Annotated in this window: 15 protein-coding genes; 7 read left to right on the forward strand and 8 right to left on the reverse strand. The window is 73.5% G+C overall.

The genetic code is table 11. The annotated features are described in order from the left end of the window. Positions 1 to 8: 8 nt before the first annotated feature. Positions 9 to 659, reverse strand: a complete 651-nt coding sequence (locus O7633_RS14640; protein WP_282328202.1) for a hypothetical protein — start codon at positions 657 to 659, stop codon at positions 9 to 11. A gap of 160 nt (positions 660 to 819) precedes the next feature. Between O7633_RS14640 and O7633_RS14645 the strand changes: the two genes are divergently transcribed. After that, complete coding sequence (locus O7633_RS14645) at positions 820 to 1362, forward strand: UTRA domain-containing protein (protein ID WP_282328203.1); 543 nt, start codon at positions 820 to 822, stop codon at positions 1360 to 1362. Positions 1363 to 1375: 13 nt separating this feature from the next. Next, positions 1376 to 2104 carry a GntR family transcriptional regulator gene (locus O7633_RS14650; RefSeq protein WP_282328204.1) on the forward strand — a complete coding sequence of 243 codons (729 nt, stop codon included), beginning with the start codon at positions 1376 to 1378 and terminating at the stop codon, positions 2102 to 2104. Between the two features lie 256 nt (positions 2105 to 2360). Here the strand turns inward: O7633_RS14650 and O7633_RS14655 are convergent, their stop codons facing one another. The 4 genes from O7633_RS14655 to O7633_RS14670 all read right to left on the reverse strand — a co-directional run bounded on the left by O7633_RS14655 (position 2361) and on the right by O7633_RS14670 (position 6981). Next, on the reverse strand, positions 2361 to 2984 hold the full coding sequence (locus O7633_RS14655) for an ATP/GTP-binding protein (RefSeq protein ID WP_043965589.1): 624 nt from the start codon (positions 2982 to 2984) through the stop codon (positions 2361 to 2363). Continuing rightward, complete coding sequence (locus tag O7633_RS14660; RefSeq protein ID WP_007072983.1) at positions 2965 to 3330, reverse strand: DUF742 domain-containing protein; 366 nt, start codon at positions 3328 to 3330, stop codon at positions 2965 to 2967. The genes O7633_RS14655 and O7633_RS14660 overlap by 20 nt, the downstream gene beginning before the upstream one ends. 70 nt (positions 3331 to 3400) lie before the next feature. Next, on the reverse strand, positions 3401 to 3808 hold the full coding sequence (locus O7633_RS14665; RefSeq protein ID WP_043965587.1) for a roadblock/LC7 domain-containing protein: 408 nt from the start codon (positions 3806 to 3808) through the stop codon (positions 3401 to 3403). Then, the gene (locus tag O7633_RS14670) at positions 3805 to 6981 is read right to left on the reverse strand and encodes a nitrate- and nitrite sensing domain-containing protein (RefSeq protein ID WP_282328205.1); all 3177 of its coding nucleotides are present in this window, start codon (positions 6979 to 6981) and stop codon (positions 3805 to 3807) included. The genes O7633_RS14665 and O7633_RS14670 overlap by 4 nt, the downstream gene beginning before the upstream one ends. A 448-nt stretch (positions 6982 to 7429) precedes the next feature. Between O7633_RS14670 and O7633_RS14675 the strand changes: the two genes are divergently transcribed. After that, positions 7430 to 8611: an ABC transporter substrate-binding protein gene (locus O7633_RS14675; RefSeq protein WP_074472546.1), complete on the forward strand. Its 1182-nt coding sequence runs from the start codon at positions 7430 to 7432 to the stop codon at positions 8609 to 8611. Between the two features lie 51 nt (positions 8612 to 8662). On the opposite strand, the gene O7633_RS14680 is transcribed toward O7633_RS14675, so the two are convergent. Next, positions 8663 to 9523 carry an ABC transporter permease gene (locus O7633_RS14680; protein ID WP_282328206.1) on the reverse strand — a complete coding sequence of 287 codons (861 nt, stop codon included), beginning with the start codon at positions 9521 to 9523 and terminating at the stop codon, positions 8663 to 8665. Between the two features lie 101 nt (positions 9524 to 9624). Then, on the reverse strand, positions 9625 to 10653 hold the full coding sequence (locus O7633_RS14685; RefSeq protein ID WP_178066429.1) for an ABC transporter substrate-binding protein: 1029 nt from the start codon (positions 10651 to 10653) through the stop codon (positions 9625 to 9627). A gap of 266 nt (positions 10654 to 10919) precedes the next feature. Here O7633_RS14685 and O7633_RS14690 point away from each other — a divergent pair, with 266 nt between their 5' ends. The 4 genes from O7633_RS14690 to O7633_RS14705 all read left to right on the forward strand — a co-directional run bounded on the left by O7633_RS14690 (position 10920) and on the right by O7633_RS14705 (position 15338). Then, a complete protein-coding gene (locus O7633_RS14690) occupies positions 10920 to 11714 on the forward strand; it encodes an ABC transporter ATP-binding protein (protein ID WP_282328207.1) in 795 nt (264 codons plus the stop codon). 2 nt (positions 11715 to 11716) lie between these two features. After that, entirely contained in the window at positions 11717 to 12685 is a 969-nt protein-coding gene (locus O7633_RS14695) for an LLM class F420-dependent oxidoreductase (protein ID WP_282328566.1), read from the forward strand. A 4-nt stretch (positions 12686 to 12689) separates the two neighbouring features. Further along, positions 12690 to 12998: a cupin gene (locus O7633_RS14700; protein ID WP_043965575.1), complete on the forward strand. Its 309-nt coding sequence runs from the start codon at positions 12690 to 12692 to the stop codon at positions 12996 to 12998. Between the two features lie 66 nt (positions 12999 to 13064). After that, a complete protein-coding gene (locus O7633_RS14705) occupies positions 13065 to 15338 on the forward strand; it encodes a hypothetical protein (RefSeq protein ID WP_282328208.1) in 2274 nt (757 codons plus the stop codon). Positions 15339 to 15467: 129 nt separating this feature from the next. Here O7633_RS14705 and thiC read toward each other — a convergent pair whose 3' ends face one another. After that, a complete protein-coding gene (gene thiC / locus O7633_RS14710) occupies positions 15468 to 17060 on the reverse strand; it encodes a phosphomethylpyrimidine synthase ThiC (protein WP_178066431.1) in 1593 nt (530 codons plus the stop codon). Positions 17061 to 17080 lie beyond the last annotated feature (20 nt).

Raw genomic sequence — 17080 nt, forward strand, 5'->3', positions numbered from 1 at the left:
ATCAGGGTTCAGCGGCGGCGGGCCCAGCCGAGAAACCGGGCGTACCGCTCGCCGGGCTTCCCGGGCGGCAGGTCGGAGATCGCGTCAACCAGGTGACGGGCCAGGTGAACCGACAGCATCAACTGGTCGTCGGCATACTCGGCGAGCAGGTGAGCACGCGCGGTGGCGCACGGCCACGGGTCGCCGCAGCCGGTGCACGCCCAGGTCGGCCGGACCGGCAGATGCGCGGCTTGCCGGGCTGCGGGGGCGGGTGGGGTCGGCGGAGCCAGAGCCGCCAGCCGGGCTGCCCCCGCTCGGCGACGCCGAGAGAGCAGCCCCGGGCGGATCCGAGCCGCGTCGAGCCGGACCAGCACCCGGCGTTGCCGCAGCCGAGCGGCGTCGGCCTGCCGCAGCTCCACGCCGCGCAGCTCGATCCAGAGGCCGTCGGCGTGCCGCTCCCGGGCACCGATCTCGACGACCTCTAGGGCGAGCGGGCCGAGGCCGAAGCGGTAGCTGCCCTCCTCGGCGACGACGATGTCGCCGACCCGGACGACGGGGGGTCGGGAGCGGTTCGTGAGGCCGGTCCGAGCGCGAGCCGCCCGCCCAGGCGCGGCGCGGGTGTCCCCGGCCGGCGAAGGGTGATAGACAGATGGGGAGTCGTTCCCCGGGACGTGGTCCATCGCGATTGCTCCCGTCGGCTCGCGCCGGACCGGAGTGGGGGAGGCCGCCAAACCGGCCCACCCCGGTCCGCTTTTCGTTGGGCTATCCTGGGAATCGAACCTTACTGCCATACACATAAGGTGGCAAGCAGTAGCCGTGCCTCCACGGAGTGTCGGAAGGATGCGCGTGACCGGGTGGACCAGCGTGTCGATGCCGTACGTCGTCCCCAGAGTCGATGACGCACCTGAGCCGTGGGCAACGGAGGCCGCCGCGCATGGCGGCGTGGGCACGCAGCGCCTGCTCGACGTCGCCGAAGTCGACCCACCGCCCGAGGTCGCCGAAGCGTTCCAGGCCGTCGACGGGATCCAGGTCCTGGTGCGACGTCGGCTGATGCTGTTCGACGAGCGACCCGTCGAACTGACCGACTCCTACTATCCGCTCCACCTGGCACGGGGCACCGCGCTCGCCGAGCCCCGGAAGATCCGGGGCGGCGCGGTGAGCCTGCTTGCCGAGCTGGGGCACCGCCCCCGGATGGCGACCGAGGACGTCCGGGCCCGCCGTCCGACCGCGACGGAGCGCGCCCTGCTGGACCTGGCATCCGGCGAGTGGGTGCTCAGCCTCACCCGCCTGCTCACGAACGACGCCGGAGTCCCGGTCGAGGTGAGCATGATGAACATGGTGGCCGAGGGCCGCCGCCTGCGATACCAAGTGGCGATCGAGTAGAAGGGTCACCGCCGTGACGAGGAGAAGTGACGGCCGTCCACGACACGAGCAGATCGCCGCCGATCTCCGAGCCCGAATCATGGCCGGCGACCTGCCGTCCGGCGCGCAACTGCCGTCCATTCCCACCCTGGTCACGCAGTACGGCGCGGCCACCGCGACGATCCAGCGAGCCCTGGCCGCGCTCAAGGACGAGGGGTACCTCCACAGTCACGTCGGCAAGGGTGTCTACGTACGGGACCGGGAACCACTGATCGTCACCGCCACCGCATACGTCCCGCCGTCCGAGGGCAGTTTCGCGTACGAGATCCTGAAGGTCGCCGAGATCGAGCCGCCCGCCGAGGTCAGCCGTTGCCTCGGCCTGGCGAGCAGTGAGCCGGCGCTACTGCGCCACCGGCTCCTCCTCCACCGGGCCGAGCCGGTCGAGTTGTCCTGGTCGTACTATCCCGCCTCGATCGCTCGGCACACCGAGCTGGCCAGGACGCGACGAATCCGGGGTGGCGCGCCCCGGGTCCTCGCCGAGATCGGCCACCCGCAACAGCGCCACGTCGACCAGGTGTCGGCCCGGATGCCGACCACGGAGGAGTTGGAGCGGCTCGACCTGCCCGCCAACGTTCCGGTCCTGCGCCAGCTCCGGGTCGTCCACTCCCCCGACCGGCCCATCGAGGTGACCGTCATGGTCAAGGGCGCGCACCTGCACGAACTGCGCTACGAACGGCTGACGGACGGCGTGGACGATCGATGATGCCGGGGAACGGTGGCTGCCTCCGGGACACGACACGCCGAGGCGACTCCACCGCAACCGGCCATCGACAGCACGCCCCGCGCCACCCGGCCCCAAGCCATCCGACAGCGAGTGGCGGGCCCTGATCACGCCCGATGCAGGAAAGAGTGGCCTCGGTGTCGCTTCGAGGCCACTCTTTCCACGATCGAGCGCACTCCCGCCGAGCGCGCTCCCGCCGCCGCACTCCCGCCGGGCGGGGTCCCGCCGCGGGCGACGCTCAGCCGACCGGGGTCGGGAAGCCCCGGCCGTGCTCCGCCTGGAGGCGCATCATCGCGTGCTCGACGACCGTCACCAGCACCTGCTTGACGGGCTCCCGGTGCCGGGCGTCGGTCATGATCAGGGGCACCTGGGGCGAGATGGCGAGGGCCTCGCGGACCTCCTCCAGCTCGTACTGTGGCGCGCCGTCGAACCGGTTGAGCGCCACCACGTACGGCAGGCGGCGGTTCTCGAAGTAGTCCAGCGGGGCGAAGGCGTCGGTGATCCGGCGGGTGTCGACCAGCACCGCCGCGCCCACCGCGCCCTTGATGATCTCGTCCCACATGAACCAGAACCGGGTCTGGCCGGGCGTGCCGAACAGGTACAGGATCAGGTCCTCGGCCATGGTGATGCGGCCGAAGTCCATGGCGACCGTCGTCGTCTGCTTCCCCGGCACCTTCGACGGGTCGTCGATGCCGACGCCGGCGGAGGTCATCACCGCCTCGGTGGTCAGCGGAGTGATCTCCGAGACCGCGCCGACCAGGGTCGTCTTGCCCACCCCGAAGCCACCCGCAACCACGATCTTCGCGGAGGTGATCCCGCGGTTGCGGCGCGCCCCGGCGGGGTCATAGCCTGCGAAGTCCACTTAGCACCCTTCCAAGAATTTCCATCCGCTCCTCGTATCCCTCGGCGGGAGCGGCAGTATGCAGGGTCAGCAGGCCCTCGGCCACCATGTCGGCGACGATGACCCGGGCGACGCCCAGGGGCATCCGGGTGTACGCGGCGACCTCGGCCAGCGACTGGGGCCGACCCTCGCAGATCGTGGCGATCCGGTGCTTGTCGTGACCGGCGAACCGGGACTCGGCGACGGCTGTCGGGCTGGCCGTCAGCACCGCCTCCAGCGCGATGTCCTGGCGTGGCTCGGTACGGCCGCGGGTGACCGCGTACGGACGCACCAGCGCGCCGCGCGGGTCCTCCCGTCGTTGGTCCATCCGCGATCACCTCCTCCCGGTCGACGTCGTCGCTCGACGTCTGGTCATCTGTCCGTGCAGCCCGGCCGCGCTACGCGCGCACCGCGTCGCGGGGCAGCGGCACCAGCGCCGCGCCCACCCGCTCGACCAGCAGGGCCATCTCGTAGCCGACCTGCCCCACGTCGCAGCTACGGGCGGCGAGCACCGCCATCGACGAGCCGTCGCTGATCGACATCAGGAAGAGGTATCCGCTGTCCATCTCGATGACCGTCTGGAGCACCCCGCCGGCGCTGAACATGCGGGCCGCGCCCTCGGTCAGGCTCACCACGCCGGAGGTGATGGCGGCGAGCTGGTCGGCCCGGTCCGGGGGGAGGTCCCGGGACGAGGCGAGCAGCAGCCCGTCCGCGGACACCGCCACCACGTGGGCGATGCCCGCCACGCTGTCGGCGAAGTTGGTGAGCAGCCAACCCATGTCCTGCATGGCCGCTGGCCTGTTCATCGGCTCGTCTCCTTGGTCGAATTGCTGTTCTGGTCCCCGCCGGCCGTCCGCCCCCGCTGCACGCCGCGGTGGTAGGCCGACAGCAGGCCGCGTACCTCGTCGGGGGTGCGCCGGCTGCGGTCCCGGCCGCTCTTCGGTTCGATCCCGCCGGGGACGAGCTGGGCCTGGGGCACCCGCTTGGGCAGGCCGGAGCGGGTGGTGCCGGCGGCCGGCGGTTCGGCCGCCTGGCTGGCCCGGGACCAGCCCTCGTCGGCGGCGGTCCGCCACGCCTCCGGGTCCACCGCCGGTGGCGGGGTCGGTGCCGCCGGTCCGCTGGGCGCGGCGGCGACCGGCGGCGGCGGGGGCGGTGCCACCGGCGCGCTGTGGACCTGGGGCGCCGTCGTCGTCGCGCCGGGGCCGTCCGTGTCGGTGGCCCCCGGGGTACGGGTGGGCAGCGGGGCCCGCGGCGCGGCGGTGGCCGGTGCCGGGGCGGGCTCGTCGAAGTTGGGGCGCTGGAAGATCGCGGTCACGTCGTCACCGTGCGAGCGGAACCATACCGCCTCCATCTCGCGGAAGATCGGCGCCTCCGCCTGTTGGGCCGGGCGGGCGACCACCGGGGTGGCCGGCGCGATCGGCACGGGCGGGGCGAGCGGGGCGGAGGGCGTCGTCCCGGCGACCGGGCCACCCGGCAGCGCCGGGGTCGCCGGCGCGAGCGGAGCGGTCGGCGCGAACGACGCCGTCGCATTGGTCTGGGCGAACGGGGTGGCCGGCGCGAACGACGCCGACGGGGTGGCCGGCGCGAGCGGGGTGGCCGGCTGGGCGGGCTCCCCGTTCGGCGACCGGCGGGGCAGCGGGTCGAGCGCCGGGAACGCCACGGTCGGGCTGCCGATCGCCCCGCCGCCGGGCGCGTACGCCGGCTGGGCCGGCGCGGACGGCTGCGGGGTGGGCGGCTGCGACACGGGCGTCATGGTCGGGAGCGTCGGCTGGGACACGGTCGGGCTGCCGAACGGCGCGGCCGTCACCCCGTCCCGGGTGTCGCCGGGCACCTGCCACCGGGCCGGCGTGGGCGCGGCGGTGCGCCACTGGTCGGTCAGGGTGGCGGTGCGGCCGGCGGTCGCCGGCTCGCCGAAGCCGGTCGGGCTCGACGGGGCCTGCTCCACCTGGGCCGGCTGGCGCGCCGGGGTGAGCGGGGCCGGGGCCGGCTCGCGGCCCCGCAGCGACGGCAGCACCACGGTCGTGCTGGGCAGGGTCACCTGGGCGACCGTGCCGCCCTCCACGTTGCGCCGCAGCTCCACCCGGATCCCGTACCGGGAGGCGAGGCGGCTCACCACGGCGAGACCCATCAGCCGGAACGCGGCCACGTCCACCGTCGACGGCGCGGAGAGCCGGCGGTTGAGCGAGTCGAGCTGCTCGTCGGTGAGGCCGAGGCCCCGGTCCTCGACCTGGATGAGCACGTAGTCGCGGATCCGTCGGCCGTCGGCGACCACCACCGTGTTCGGCGGGGAGAAGCGGGTGGCGTTGTCGAGCAGCTCGGCGACCAGACGGACGACGTCGTTCACCGCGTGCGCGGCGACCGAGATGTCGGTGTCGACGGTGCCGAACTCGATCCGGTTGTACTGCTCGACCTCGGACTGGGAGGCCCGCAGCACGTCGATCAGGAGCGCGTCGTCGCGGCGCGGCACGGCGGAGTCGGCGCCGGCGAGGACCAGCAGGTTCTCGTCGTTGCGGCGCATCCGGGTGGCCAGGTGGTCCAGCTCGAAGAGCTGGGCGAGCCGCTTCGGGTCCTCCTCGCCGCGCTCGATCGCGTCCAGCTCGCCGATCATCCGGTCGACCAGCGTCTGACTGCGCCGGGCCAGGTTGAGGAACATCGCGGAGACGCTGGTCCGCAGCGCGGCCTGCTCGGCGGCGACCCGGACCGCCTCCCGGTGGACGACGTTGAACGCCAGGGCGACCTGCCCGACCTCGTCGCGGTTGGTGAGCTTGATCGGATCCCGGACCTGCCGGACGATCTCCTCCACGCCGCCGTCGCCGACGTTGCCGATGGTCTGGAGCCGCTGCACCGCGTCGGGCAGGTCGTGGTTGGCCACCGAGAGCGCGCCCTCGCGCAGCCGGCGCAGCGAGTGGTTGAGCGAGCGGGCCAGCACCACGGCCAGCGTGACGGCGATGACGAGGGTCAGCAGCACCAGCACCGACTCGACGATGGCCTGCCGGATGACGTCCACGCGGGCCTGCTCGGTCTGGTCGAGCAGCCGCCGCTGGAGCTGGATCTCCGCCCACCGCATCAGGTCGTTGACCGAGCCGATGGAGGAGGACACGTCGGCGGCGGTGACCAGGGGTGCCTGCCCGACCGACCGGGTCAGGTCGGCGGCCACCCGGTCGGCGAGCACGACGGCGTCACCGGAGACGGTGCCGTCGACCAGGGCCCGCTGGACCGGGTCGGCGGCCAGCGAGAAGGAGACCAGGGCCTCCTGCTGGCTGGTGAGGGTGGCCACGAAGGACGAGAACTGCTCCTCGTCGAGCCGGCCCGAGGAGAGCGCCGTGTAGGCGACCGCCTGCTCCTCGGCGACCGCGGCCTTGGCGTGGGCGAACGCGGCAACCGCCCGGCGGTTGTCGGCCAGGGCCTCCTGGCCGGGCATCTGGGCGAGCGTGTCGTTGTAGGAGACCAGGTCGGTGACGATGACGCCGTAACGCAGCGACGCCTCGGCCACCGGCATCTGCTTGCGGTCCAGCACCTCCTGGCGGGTGCTGTTCAGCGTCTTCAGGTGGTCGTCGATGACCTTGAGCCGGTCCCGTACGTCGCCCGGGACCTCCCCGATGCCGCCCCGCGCGGCGTTGTACGCCTCGATGCGCGCGTCGGTGCTGCGTACCCGCAGGTTGAACTCGTCGACGCGGCCCTTCTCCCCCGGGCGGGCCAGCAGGGTGGCCGCGGCCATCCGCTCCTTGTGCAGGTCCTGGGTGAGCGCCGAGACGTCGATCGACAGGGCGGTCAGCGACCGCAGCTGGGTCGCCTCCAGCGCGCCCTCACCGGTGGAGATGAGCCGGATGGTGGCGAGCGCGATCACCGCCGCGACGGGCACCACCAGAATCAGCGCCAGCTTCGAGCGGATCCGGGCATCCCGGAGGCGGGGCAGCCGTCGCCGGCCCCGCTCGTTCGACTCGCCGCTCTCGGGCAGGGTCGTAGGTCCGGTGCTCACGACATCGCCTCCGTCGTTTCTTCCACGCCTGAACCGCCGACCCGTGCCCGGTGCAGCGGACAGCGCCGCGCGCGGCACGGCCGCGATTTCATCAGAGAAGATCGTGTTTGGGAAGCCGCGGTGAGGTAGGAAACGGTCGCACGGCACTCATCGCGTGATCCGGTCAACTAATACCTTCATTTCCCCAAGCCCCTGATCAGGGGATGTGACTCCAGAGTGGTCGTGCGCTTATGCAAAGTAAGCGTTTGCAAACATCGGGTAACCCCAACATGTGGGACACCCGTCCCGAAAAGCTTGGGAGCATCCGCGCTTGACCACAGGGCCCGGCATTGGCAAGGTTTTGCAGGCTTCGCGCACACCGTACGGCAGACCAATCCCGTTTCTCCACTGAGGACGGAACAAGCGGCGGTGACCGGGCAACTGCCCGCGCCGCACCTGGAGGACAGAGTTGACTCCCATCCGCTCCGTGACCATCGCGGCGCTCGCCTCGGCCGTCCTGGCCACCACGCTCACCGGCTGCCAGTTCGGCGCGGCGGAGCAGGATACGAGCCCGATCGTGATCGCCGTCGACCTGGAGCTGTCCGGCTCCGCGGCCCCGGTGGGCAAGGCGTACCAGCGCGCGCTGGAACTGAAGGTCGACCAGCTCAACGGCTCGGGCGCGCTCGGCGCCCGCAAGATCGAGCTCAAGGTGAAGGACAACCGGTCGGACGCGAGCGAGTCGCTGCGCAACATCGGTGACTTCAGCAACGACTCCCAGGTGAGCGCGATCATCATGGGCGGGTGCAACGAATGCGCCGTCGGCGCGGCGCGTACGATCAACGAGAAGAAGATCCCGACGATCGCGCTCGCCTCGTCCAGCGCCGTGGCCACCCCGGTCGCCGACCGGCGCTACCTGTTCAAGCTGGCCCCCAACGCGGCCGACAGCGCCGCCGCCCTCACCACCGAGCTGCGCCGGCGCGGGATCCGCAAGGTGACCGTGCTCAACAGCGACGACAGCTACGGCCGCGAGGGGCTGGACGTGCTGCGCCGCGAGTTCGACAAGACCAACATCAAGCTGCTCAGCGACCAGTCGGTGAAGACCACCGACACCGACGTCAGCCAGCAGGTCGCCACGCTGGCCGCGCGGAACGCGGAGGCGATGGTGGTCTGGACCCCGCCGGAGCAGGCGATGCTCGCCGCGGGCGCGGCCCAGACGGCCGGGTTCACCGGCTCGCTGTTCTTCGACGCCTCGGCCGCCGGGGAGCTGTTCCTGGGCGCGGCGTCCCGGTCGGCGGAGCGGGCCACCCTGATCTTCACGCAGACGATGGTCATCGACGACGTCATCGCCACCACGCCGGCCAAGGCGGCCCGCCGCCAGTGGTTCCAGGACTACACGGCCCGCTTCGGCGGCTACAACGGCTTCTCCTCGTTCGCCGCCGACGCCGTGCAGCTCATCGCCGACGCCGAGCTGCGGGCCGGCGGCGAACCCGGCAGGGCCGGGCGCGACGGGTTGCGCAACGTGCTGGAGACGTCCCAGATGGACGGCCTCTCCGGCCCGATCCGGATGACGCCGGACAACCACTCGGGGCTGATGCCGCAGGCCCTCACCACGCTGGTCGCCCGGGGCGGGCGCTGGCGGCTCGCCGGCTGACGGCACGACGAGACGGTGGGCCCGCCGGTCGACGGCGGGCCCACCGTCGTCTCACCTCGTCGAGGTGGTCGCCCGCACCCAGGGCAGGGCCAGGCGCTCCACGAACACCAGCGCCGAGTAGAGCAGGATGCTGACCAGCGCCACCAGCATGATCGCCGCCCAGGCGGTCGCGGTGTCGCCGATGCCGGCGTACTGGGTGATGACGTAGCCGAGGCCGCTCTCGCCGGCCTGGAACTCCCCGATCACCGCGCCGATCGCGGCCAGCGGCATCGCCACCTTCAGGCCGACGAAGATCTGCGGCAGGGCGGCCGGGAAGCGCACCTTGCGGAACGCCTGCCACCAGGAGGCGTTCAGGGAGCGGACCAGCTCGGCCAGGTCGGACGGCGTGGTGGTCAACCCGGTCGCGGTGGAGAGCACGATCGGGAAGAAGCAGAGCAGGAAGACCATGGTCAGGATCGGCTTCTGCCCCCAGCCGAGCGCGACCACGAGCAGCGGCCCCAGGGTGATCTTCGGGACCGCGTTGACCGCGACCAGCAGCGGGGTGAACATCCGCTCGACGGTGCGCGAGGCGGCCAGGGAGAGCCCGAGCAGCACGCCGGCCACGGCGGAGAGCGCGAAGCCGATCAGGATCTCCAGCATGGTGTCGAGCGTGTGCTCCAGCATCCGGTCCGGCTTGTCGGTGAACGCCGACAGCACCGAGCCGGGGGTGGGCAGCGCGGCGGGGTGCACCAGCTCCAGCCGGGCGGTGAGCCACCACACCGCGAACGCGACCAGCAGGCCCGCGCCGGGCAGCAGCAGGCCGTTCGCGCCGGCCCGCGCGCCGACGCCGAGGGCGCCGCGCCCCACGGCGGGGCGGCGCTGGACGACGGGCGGGCCCGCGAGCGCCGGTTCCGGTGACCGGAGGTCGGTCATCTTGTTCTCCTCATCCATCCGGCGCGACGGCCGGGAGACGGAACGGGGGTACGCCCCGCCGGAGGCCGGCGGGACGTACCCCTGCTGACTTGTCGGACCGGTCAGGACTGCGGCACGAGGCTGAAGTCGATGATCTGGTCGGGGGTGAGGTTCTGCTTGAGCGAGCCCGCGCCCTGCAGGATCGCGATGCTCTTGGCGACCCGGCCGCTGTCCAGCGTGCCGATCTTGGTGCCGGAGTTGTTGGACCGGACGTACCCGGCCATGAGCTGGAGCTCGGCGGCGGCCGCCGCCGGGTTGGTGGCGTCGACGTTCTTCTTCAGCAGCTCGGCGGCCTCCTGCGGGTTCGCCAGGGAGTACTCCAGGCCCTTCATCAGCGCGGCGGTGAACCGCTTCACCATCTCCGGCTTCTCCTTGGCGATCTTGCTGGAGGTGATCAGCACGTTGCCGTAGAGGTCCTGCATCACGTTGCTGTAGGGCAGCAGGACGGCCTTCTTCTTGGTGACCGCCTCGACCGTCGGCTGGCCCACGACGAACTGGCCGATGCCGTCGACGGAGCCGGAGGCGAGGGTGCCCATCAGGGTCTGGGCCTCGCCGTTGACCCAGGTCACCTTGTTGACGTCCACGCCGGCGAGCCGGGCGTACGTCGGGAAGAGGTTGCGGACCACGGACGCCGGGGCGTCGGCGAGCTTCTTGCCCTCCAGGTCCTTCGGCGAGGCGATGTTCTTGCCCTCGACCGTCACGATGGCAGCCATGGTGCGCTGCTGGATCGCCGCGACGGCGACGAAGTCCTTGGCCTGCCCGTTGCCGAGCTGGAGGAGGCCACCGGTGAGGTCGATCGGACCGAAGTCGGCCTGACCGCCGACGATGGTCTGGATCACCGCGCCCGTGCCCTGGCCGGGCTTGATCTCGACGTCGAAGCCGGCCTCCTTGAAGAAGCCCTTCTCCTTCGCCACCCAGGCGTAGGAGTCCCGGCCGAAGTTGCCGAAGGAAGTGAGGTACGTCACTTTCTCCAGTGACTTGCCGTCGCCGCCCTTCGCGTCGGACGCGTCCGAGTCGCTGCTGCACGCGGACACCAGGGTGAGGGCGGAGGCCAGGAGGGCCGCGGCGACCGTGCGGGTCAGCCTGTTCATCTGTGCACCATGTCCTTTCCGACCAGGGGCGATGCGCCTCCGGGCGGGTCGTCGAGAGCAACGGCGTCGACAGAGGGGGGAGCCGACGCCATCGTCGTGAGGGGACTATTCGCCGGCACAGACTACGCAAGAGACCTGCCGGTGTAGCGAGGAGTGTGTGTTTCGGAACGGAAACGAACTGATCTCCACCCCGGACCGTTGCCTCCGGACGACGGCGGGCTACCCTAGCTGCGATCCTGATGGTCCACTCAGGGAGGACACCGGCGATGATCCGACTGTCCGGCGTGTCCCGCACCTTCGACGGTCGGGCCGGCCGGGTCGAGGCACTGCGGGGCATCGACCTCGACGTCGCCGAGGGCGAGTTCGTCGCCGTGCTCGGGCGCTCGGGCTGCGGCAAGTCCACCCTGCTGCGGATGATCGCCGGCCTGCTGCCGGCCACCGCCGGGGAGATCACCGTCGCGGGCACGCCGATCACCCGCCCCCGCCGCGACATCGCCATGCTGTTCCAGCGCCCCGCCCTGCTGCCCTGGCGGTCGGTGCTGGACAACGTGCTGCTGCCCGTGGAGATCTTCGGGTGGAAGCGGGCCACTCACCGCGAGCGCGCCCGGGAGCTGCTCGACCTGGCCGGTCTCGCCGGGTTCGAGAAGCGGCTGCCGCACGAGCTGTCCGGCGGCATGCAGCAGCGCGTCTCGCTGTGCCGGTCGCTGATCGGCGACCCCCGGGTGATGCTCATGGACGAGCCGTTCTCCGCCCTGGACGCGCTCACCCGCGAGGAGCTCTCCGGTGAGCTCCAGCGGGTGCACATGACCAGCGGGGCCACCGTCGTCTTCGTCACCCACTCCATCGACGAGGCGGTGCTGCTCGCCGACCGGGTGGTCGTGCTCAGCCCCCGGCCGGGCCGGATCCGCGCGATCGTCGAGGTCGACATCCCCCGGCCCCGCACCCTCGGCCGCAACGCCCACCTCGCCGACGTCGCCCGGGTCAGCGCCGAGCTGCACGAGCTGCTGATGGAACGCGACACCCCCGTCGCGCCCGCCGGGGCCGGCACGGAGGGACGGTGACCATGCGGGTCAGCGTCTTCACCGAGCCGCACCGGGGCGCCACCTACGACGACCAGCTGCGCTTCGCGCGGGCCGTCGAGGCGGGCGGCTTCGAGGGGTTCCTGCGGGCCGACCACTACCAGTTCCTCGGCACCGAGCCCGGCCTGCCCGGCCCCACCGACGCCTGGCTCACCCTCGCCGCGCTGGCGCGGGAGACCACCCGGATCCGGCTCGGCACCCTCGTCACGTCGGCCACCTTCCGGCTGCCCGGCCCGCTCGCCGTCATGGTCGCCCAGGTCGACCAGATGAGCGGCGGCCGGGTCGAGCTGGGCATCGGCGCCGGCTGGTACGAGCGGGAGCACATCTCGTACGGGATCCCGTTCCCCGGCGTCGGCGAGCGCTTCGACCGGCTCGCCGAGCAGCTCGAAGTGATCACCGGCCTGTGGCGCACCCCGGTCGGCGAGACGTACAGCTTCACCGGCGAGCACTACCGCCTGGTCGACTCCCCCGCCCTGCCCAAGCCGGTCCAGCGGCCCGGCCCACCGGTGATCGTCGGCGGACGCGGCCCCACGCGCACCCCCCGACTCGCCGCCCGGTACGCCGACGAGTTCAACATGCCGTTCAAGAGCGTCGCCGAGACCGCCGCCGCGTACGAGCGGGTGGCCGAGGCGTGCGACCGGCACGGCCGCCCGGCGTCGGGGCGGGAGCCGCTCGTCCTCTCCGCCGCCATCGCGGTGGCGGTCGGGCGCACCGACGCCGAGGCGCGGCTGCGGGCCGCGCCGCTGCACGCCAAGAGCGCCCTGCCGCCGGAGGACGCGGTGGTCGGCTCGCCCGCCCGGCTCGTCGACCGGATCGGCGAGTTCGCCGCCGTCGGCGCGACCCGGGTGCACCTGCGGCTGACCGACCTCGCCGACCTCGACCACCTGGAGCTCATCGCCGCCGAGGTGCTCCCGCACCTGACGCGCGCCGACGCTGCCGTCACTGGAGGCTGACCGGATGACCGACGTGATCGACGGGACCGAGCTGGGCCCGGTGGGCCAGGAGATCGTCTACGAGAACGACCGGGTGCGGGTGTGGCACATCCGGCTGGAGCCGGGCGAGCGGCAGCCGCTGCACCGGCACGACCACCCGTACCTGGTGATCGCCGTCCAGGGCGCGAAGAACGTGGTGCAGACGATCGACGGCACCACCATCGACGCGGACGAGCCGACCGGCGGGGTGGTGTACCGCGACCCGGGCGCCGTTCACATGCTCACCAATGTCGGGGATACGACGTACCTGGCGCGGCTGGTCGAGCTCAAGTAGTCGCAGGCCGGGCGCGTCGCCGCGCCAAGGTGGCGATCGGGCGCACCGGGCCGTAACGTGCCCGACATGGCCTTTCGGACGTGGGGCAAGCCGCTGCTCACCGCGCTCGGGGTGAGCATGCTGGCCGGGGCCGGCCAGCTCGGCATCGCGTATGGCTTCGGCATCGTGCGGATCGCCGGCGACTTCACCGACGCCGCCGTCAACCGGTGGCCCGCCCAGCTCGTCTGGGTGGGCTGGTGCGCGGCGCTCGCCGCCGTGGTCGGCGCGGTGGTCACCGAGCGGCTCACCAGCGCCGACCCGGTCACCGGCAGCACGACCGGGCAGCTCGCCCTGGCCGGCGCGGCGGCCCTGGGCGCGACCGTCGTCGCGCCGTTGTGCATGCAGCCGGCCCGGGCCACCCAGCTCAACAGCGTGGACCCGGTCTGGGCGGTGGGCATCTGCGCGACCCTCGGCGCGGTGGTCGGCGCCGGCGCGGCGCTCGCCGTGCTGCTGCGCCCGCCGCTGGGCTGGAACGTCGCGGCCGTCGCCGGCACGGTCTGGTTCGTCGCCCTGGTCTCGGCCCTGCCGTCCCTCGTCGGCACCGGCCCGCTGCCGACCGTACGCCTCGGGGTGTTCGAGCCGGCCTGGCTCGCCACGGACGCGGCGCAGCGGCTGGCCACGATCGTCCTGCCGCTGTCGGCCCTGCTCGCGGGCGCGGCCTCCGGCGCGCTGGCCCGCCGGCGCGGGCATCCGCCGCTGATCGCGGGCGCGACCGGGGCGGCGGGCCCCGTGCTGGTCGCCTTCGCCTACCTCACCGCGGGCCCGGGTGACCCGGCCGACCGGTATCAGCTCGCGCCCTACTACGGCGCGCTGCTCGCGGTCGCCACCGGCCTGCTCGGCGCCACGGCCGCCGCCCTGGCCCGCTGGCCCCTCTTCGCCGGCTGGCCCCTCTTCGCCCGGTCCGCCGACGCCGACCCGCCGGCCGACGGCCCGGCCGGCGTCGTCGTCCCGGCCGGCGGGCCGGCCGACCTGGCCGGTTCCCGGGGTGCGGCCCTGCCCGGAGCGCTCGGCGCCCGCCCACCCGGCACGCTCCGCGCGGCCCTGTCCGGGATGCGCGCCGCCGGCCTGGCCAGGGGGCGCGGCGTCGGCCTGCCCGGCACGGCCCGTGCGGCCGGCCACCGGGCCGCGATCGAGCCGACGGACATCCTCCGGCCGCTTCCGACCGGCCCCACCCCACCGGCCGCCGACGGGCCCGCCGACCCGGCCGCCCAGCCGGGCCCGACCACGGCCCGCCGGGTCCCCGCGACCATCGGCGACCCGCTGCCGGACGACCGCACCGGCGACACCCCCGCCCGCAGCGCAGGCCCACACAGCCGGGGCGACGACGCGCGGGACCCGGCCGGGGCCGACGGTCCGGCCGGCGCTCCCCCCGCCCACTGGGAGTGGCCGATGGCCGCCGGCACGCCCGCCGCCCGGCCCACCGCCCCGGCCGCGACCGCCGAGACGACCGGGACCGGCGAGACGACCGGCCCAGTCCCGCTCGGCGAGGCGACCGACCCGATCCCGACCGGCCAGGCCACCGATCCCACCCCGACCGGCCAGGCCACCGAGCCGGCCCCGACCGAGCCGGCCCCGACCGGCCGGGCCGCCGGCCCGACCCCGACCGACCCGACCGACCCGGCCACTGAGCCGGCCCCGACCGACCCGGCCACGACCGGCCGCCGGGCCACCGACCCGGTCCCGACCGGCGAGGCCGCCGACCGGTCCCCGAGCGGCCAGGCCGCCGAGGCGGCCGCCCGGCCCCGCCCCCGGCTCCCCCTGCCCGACCTCGACAAGGCGGCGAGCTGGGACGCGTTCGGCAACGCCGCGCGCCGGTTCGCCACGCCGACGCCCGAGCGGCACCCGGTGGGCGACACGCCGCCCCCGCGCGACGAGCCGGGTGGACCGGGCGAGCTGTGGCAGAGCGCGGCGCGGGCGACCGGCGCGCCCCCCTCCCCCGGCACGGGCCTGTCCCCGGTCGGCGGGGCAGGGCCGGCACCGGCCGGCGGGGCGGCTGCCGCTCCCGTCGCCGGCGAGCCCGAGGGTCCGGCGGAGGCCGGCCCGTCGCCGGAGGACACCGCCGCCGGCCGGTCCCGGCTCCTGCGGCCCCTGTTCCGGCGCGGCCGGACCCGGGCGGCCGACGACCCGGGCGCGGCGGCCGAACGGGACGACCGCCGCGACCCGGAACCGCTGCCGGCGCAGGACGAGGAGTACGTCGACTGGGTCACCGGCCTCGCCCGCCCCGTGTCGGGCGAGACCGGTGGGTCGGAGGACACCACCCGGCGCTCGCTGCGCGCCTCCGGCCGGCACCACCGCGACTGACCCCGCCTGGCGGCCGGCGTCCCACCATGTCGGCGACGTGACGGGGTCGGCCCCGGCGGGGCACCACCATGTCGCCGACCCGGCTCCGGACGCAGGCCAGGCAAGGCCACCCCGGCGGGCCGGGCGGGATCAGGCCAGCGGCAGGTACACCCGGCCGCCGGAAGACACGAACTCCTCCGACTTGTCCCGCATTCCGCGTGCCGCGTACTCCTTCAGCTCCTGGGTGATCTTCATGGAGCAGAACTTCGGGCCACACATCGAGCAGAAGTGCGCCGTCTTCGCCGGCTCGGCCGGCAGGGTCGCGTCGTGGTACGACCGCGCCGTCTCCGGGTCCAGCGAGAGGTTGAACTGGTCGGACCAGCGGAACTCGAACCGCGCCTTCGACAGCGCGTCGTCCCACGCCTGCGCGCCGGGGTGGCCCTTGGCCAGGTCCGCCGCGTGCGCCGCGATCTTGTAAGCGATCACGCCGGCCTTCACGTCGTCCCGGTCGGGCAGGCCGAGGTGCTCCTTCGGCGTCACGTAGCAGAGCATCGCGGTGCCGAACATGCCGATCATGGCCGCGCCGATCGCCGACGTGATGTGGTCGTACGCAGGGGCGATGTCCGTGGTCAGCGGGCCGAGCGTGTAGAACGGTGCCTCGTGGCACCACTCCTGCTGGAGGTCCACGTTCTCCTTGATCTTGTGCATCGGCACGTGTCCGGGGCCCTCGATCATCACCTGCACGTCGTACTCCCAGGCGATCCTCGTCAGCTCGCCGAGGGTGCGCAGCTCGGCGAACTGGGCCGCGTCGTTGGCGTCGGCGATGGACCCGGGGCGCAGCCCGTCGCCGAGGGAGAACGTCACGTCGTACCGGGCGAGGATCTCGCACAGCTCGCGGAAGTTGGTGTAGAGGAAGTTCTCCTCGTGGTGCGCCAGGCACCAGGCCGCCATGATCGACCCGCCCCGGGAGACGATCCCGGTGACCCGGTCCACCGCCAGCGGCACGTACGGCAGCAGCACCCCGGCGTGCACCGTCATGTAGTCGACGCCCTGCTCGGCCTGCTCGACCACCGTCTCGCGGAACACCTCCCAGCTCAGCTTCACCGGGTCGCCACCGACCTTCTCCAGGGCCTGGTAGATCGGCACCGTGCCGATCGGCACCGGCGAGTTGCGCACGATCGCCTCGCGGGTCTCGTGGATCCGCTTGCCGGTGGACAGGTCCATCACGGTGTCCGCGCCCCACCGCGTCGCCCAGGTCAGCTTCTCCACCTCCTCGGCGACCGAGGAGGTGACCGCCGAGGTGCCGATGTTGGCGTTGACCTTCACCAGGAACGCCTTGCCGATGATCGCCGGCTCGCACTCCGGGTGGTTGACGTTGAGCGGGAGCACCGCCCGGCCGGCGGCGATCTCGTCGCGGACGAACTCCGGGGCCATCCCCTCCCGGATCGCCACGAACTCCATCTCCGGGGTGACGACCCCGGCCCGCGCGTACGCGAGCTGCGTCGGCCGCTTCCCGTCCGCGCCCGCGAGCGGGGTGCCCGCCCCGCGCACCGGCGCGACGTCGCCGCGCTCGGCGATCCACGGCCCGCGCAGCGGGGGCAGCCCCACCTCGGGGTCGGAGCCGGGGCCGGAGGTGTCGTAGAGCCGGACCGGCGGGTTGTCGCCGGTCAGGTCGACCTCGGCGAACGGCACCCGGACGTCCGGCCGGGCCCCCTCGACGTAGACCTTGCGTCGTGCCTGCATGACTGCCTCCCAGGTGGTGG

It is taken from the genome of Micromonospora sp. WMMD712 (assembly GCF_029581295.1).
GTDB classification, from domain to species: domain Bacteria; phylum Actinomycetota; class Actinomycetes; order Mycobacteriales; family Micromonosporaceae; genus Micromonospora; species Micromonospora carbonacea.

What these genes read in the sequence shown, in the direction of transcription:
- O7633_RS14640 (WP_282328202.1), bottom strand. Translation starts at nt 659, where the DNA reads ATGGACCACGTCCCGGGGAACGACTCCCCATCTGTCTATCACCCTTCG.
- O7633_RS14680 (WP_282328206.1), bottom strand. Translation starts at nt 9,523, where the DNA reads ATGACCGACCTCCGGTCACCGGAACCGGCGCTCGCGGGCCCGCCCGTC.
- O7633_RS14695 (WP_282328566.1), top strand. Translation starts at nt 11,717, where the DNA reads ATGCGGGTCAGCGTCTTCACCGAGCCGCACCGGGGCGCCACCTACGAC.
- O7633_RS14685 (WP_178066429.1), bottom strand. Translation starts at nt 10,653, where the DNA reads ATGAACAGGCTGACCCGCACGGTCGCCGCGGCCCTCCTGGCCTCCGCC.
- O7633_RS14660 (WP_007072983.1), bottom strand. Translation starts at nt 3,330, where the DNA reads ATGGACCAACGACGGGAGGACCCGCGCGGCGCGCTGGTGCGTCCGTAC.
- O7633_RS14705 (WP_282328208.1), top strand. Translation starts at nt 13,065, where the DNA reads ATGGCCTTTCGGACGTGGGGCAAGCCGCTGCTCACCGCGCTCGGGGTG.
- O7633_RS14700 (WP_043965575.1), top strand. Translation starts at nt 12,690, where the DNA reads ATGACCGACGTGATCGACGGGACCGAGCTGGGCCCGGTGGGCCAGGAG.
- thiC (WP_178066431.1), bottom strand. Translation starts at nt 17,060, where the DNA reads ATGCAGGCACGACGCAAGGTCTACGTCGAGGGGGCCCGGCCGGACGTC.
- O7633_RS14690 (WP_282328207.1), top strand. Translation starts at nt 10,920, where the DNA reads ATGATCCGACTGTCCGGCGTGTCCCGCACCTTCGACGGTCGGGCCGGC.
- O7633_RS14665 (WP_043965587.1), bottom strand. Translation starts at nt 3,808, where the DNA reads ATGAACAGGCCAGCGGCCATGCAGGACATGGGTTGGCTGCTCACCAAC.
- O7633_RS14645 (WP_282328203.1), top strand. Translation starts at nt 820, where the DNA reads ATGCGCGTGACCGGGTGGACCAGCGTGTCGATGCCGTACGTCGTCCCC.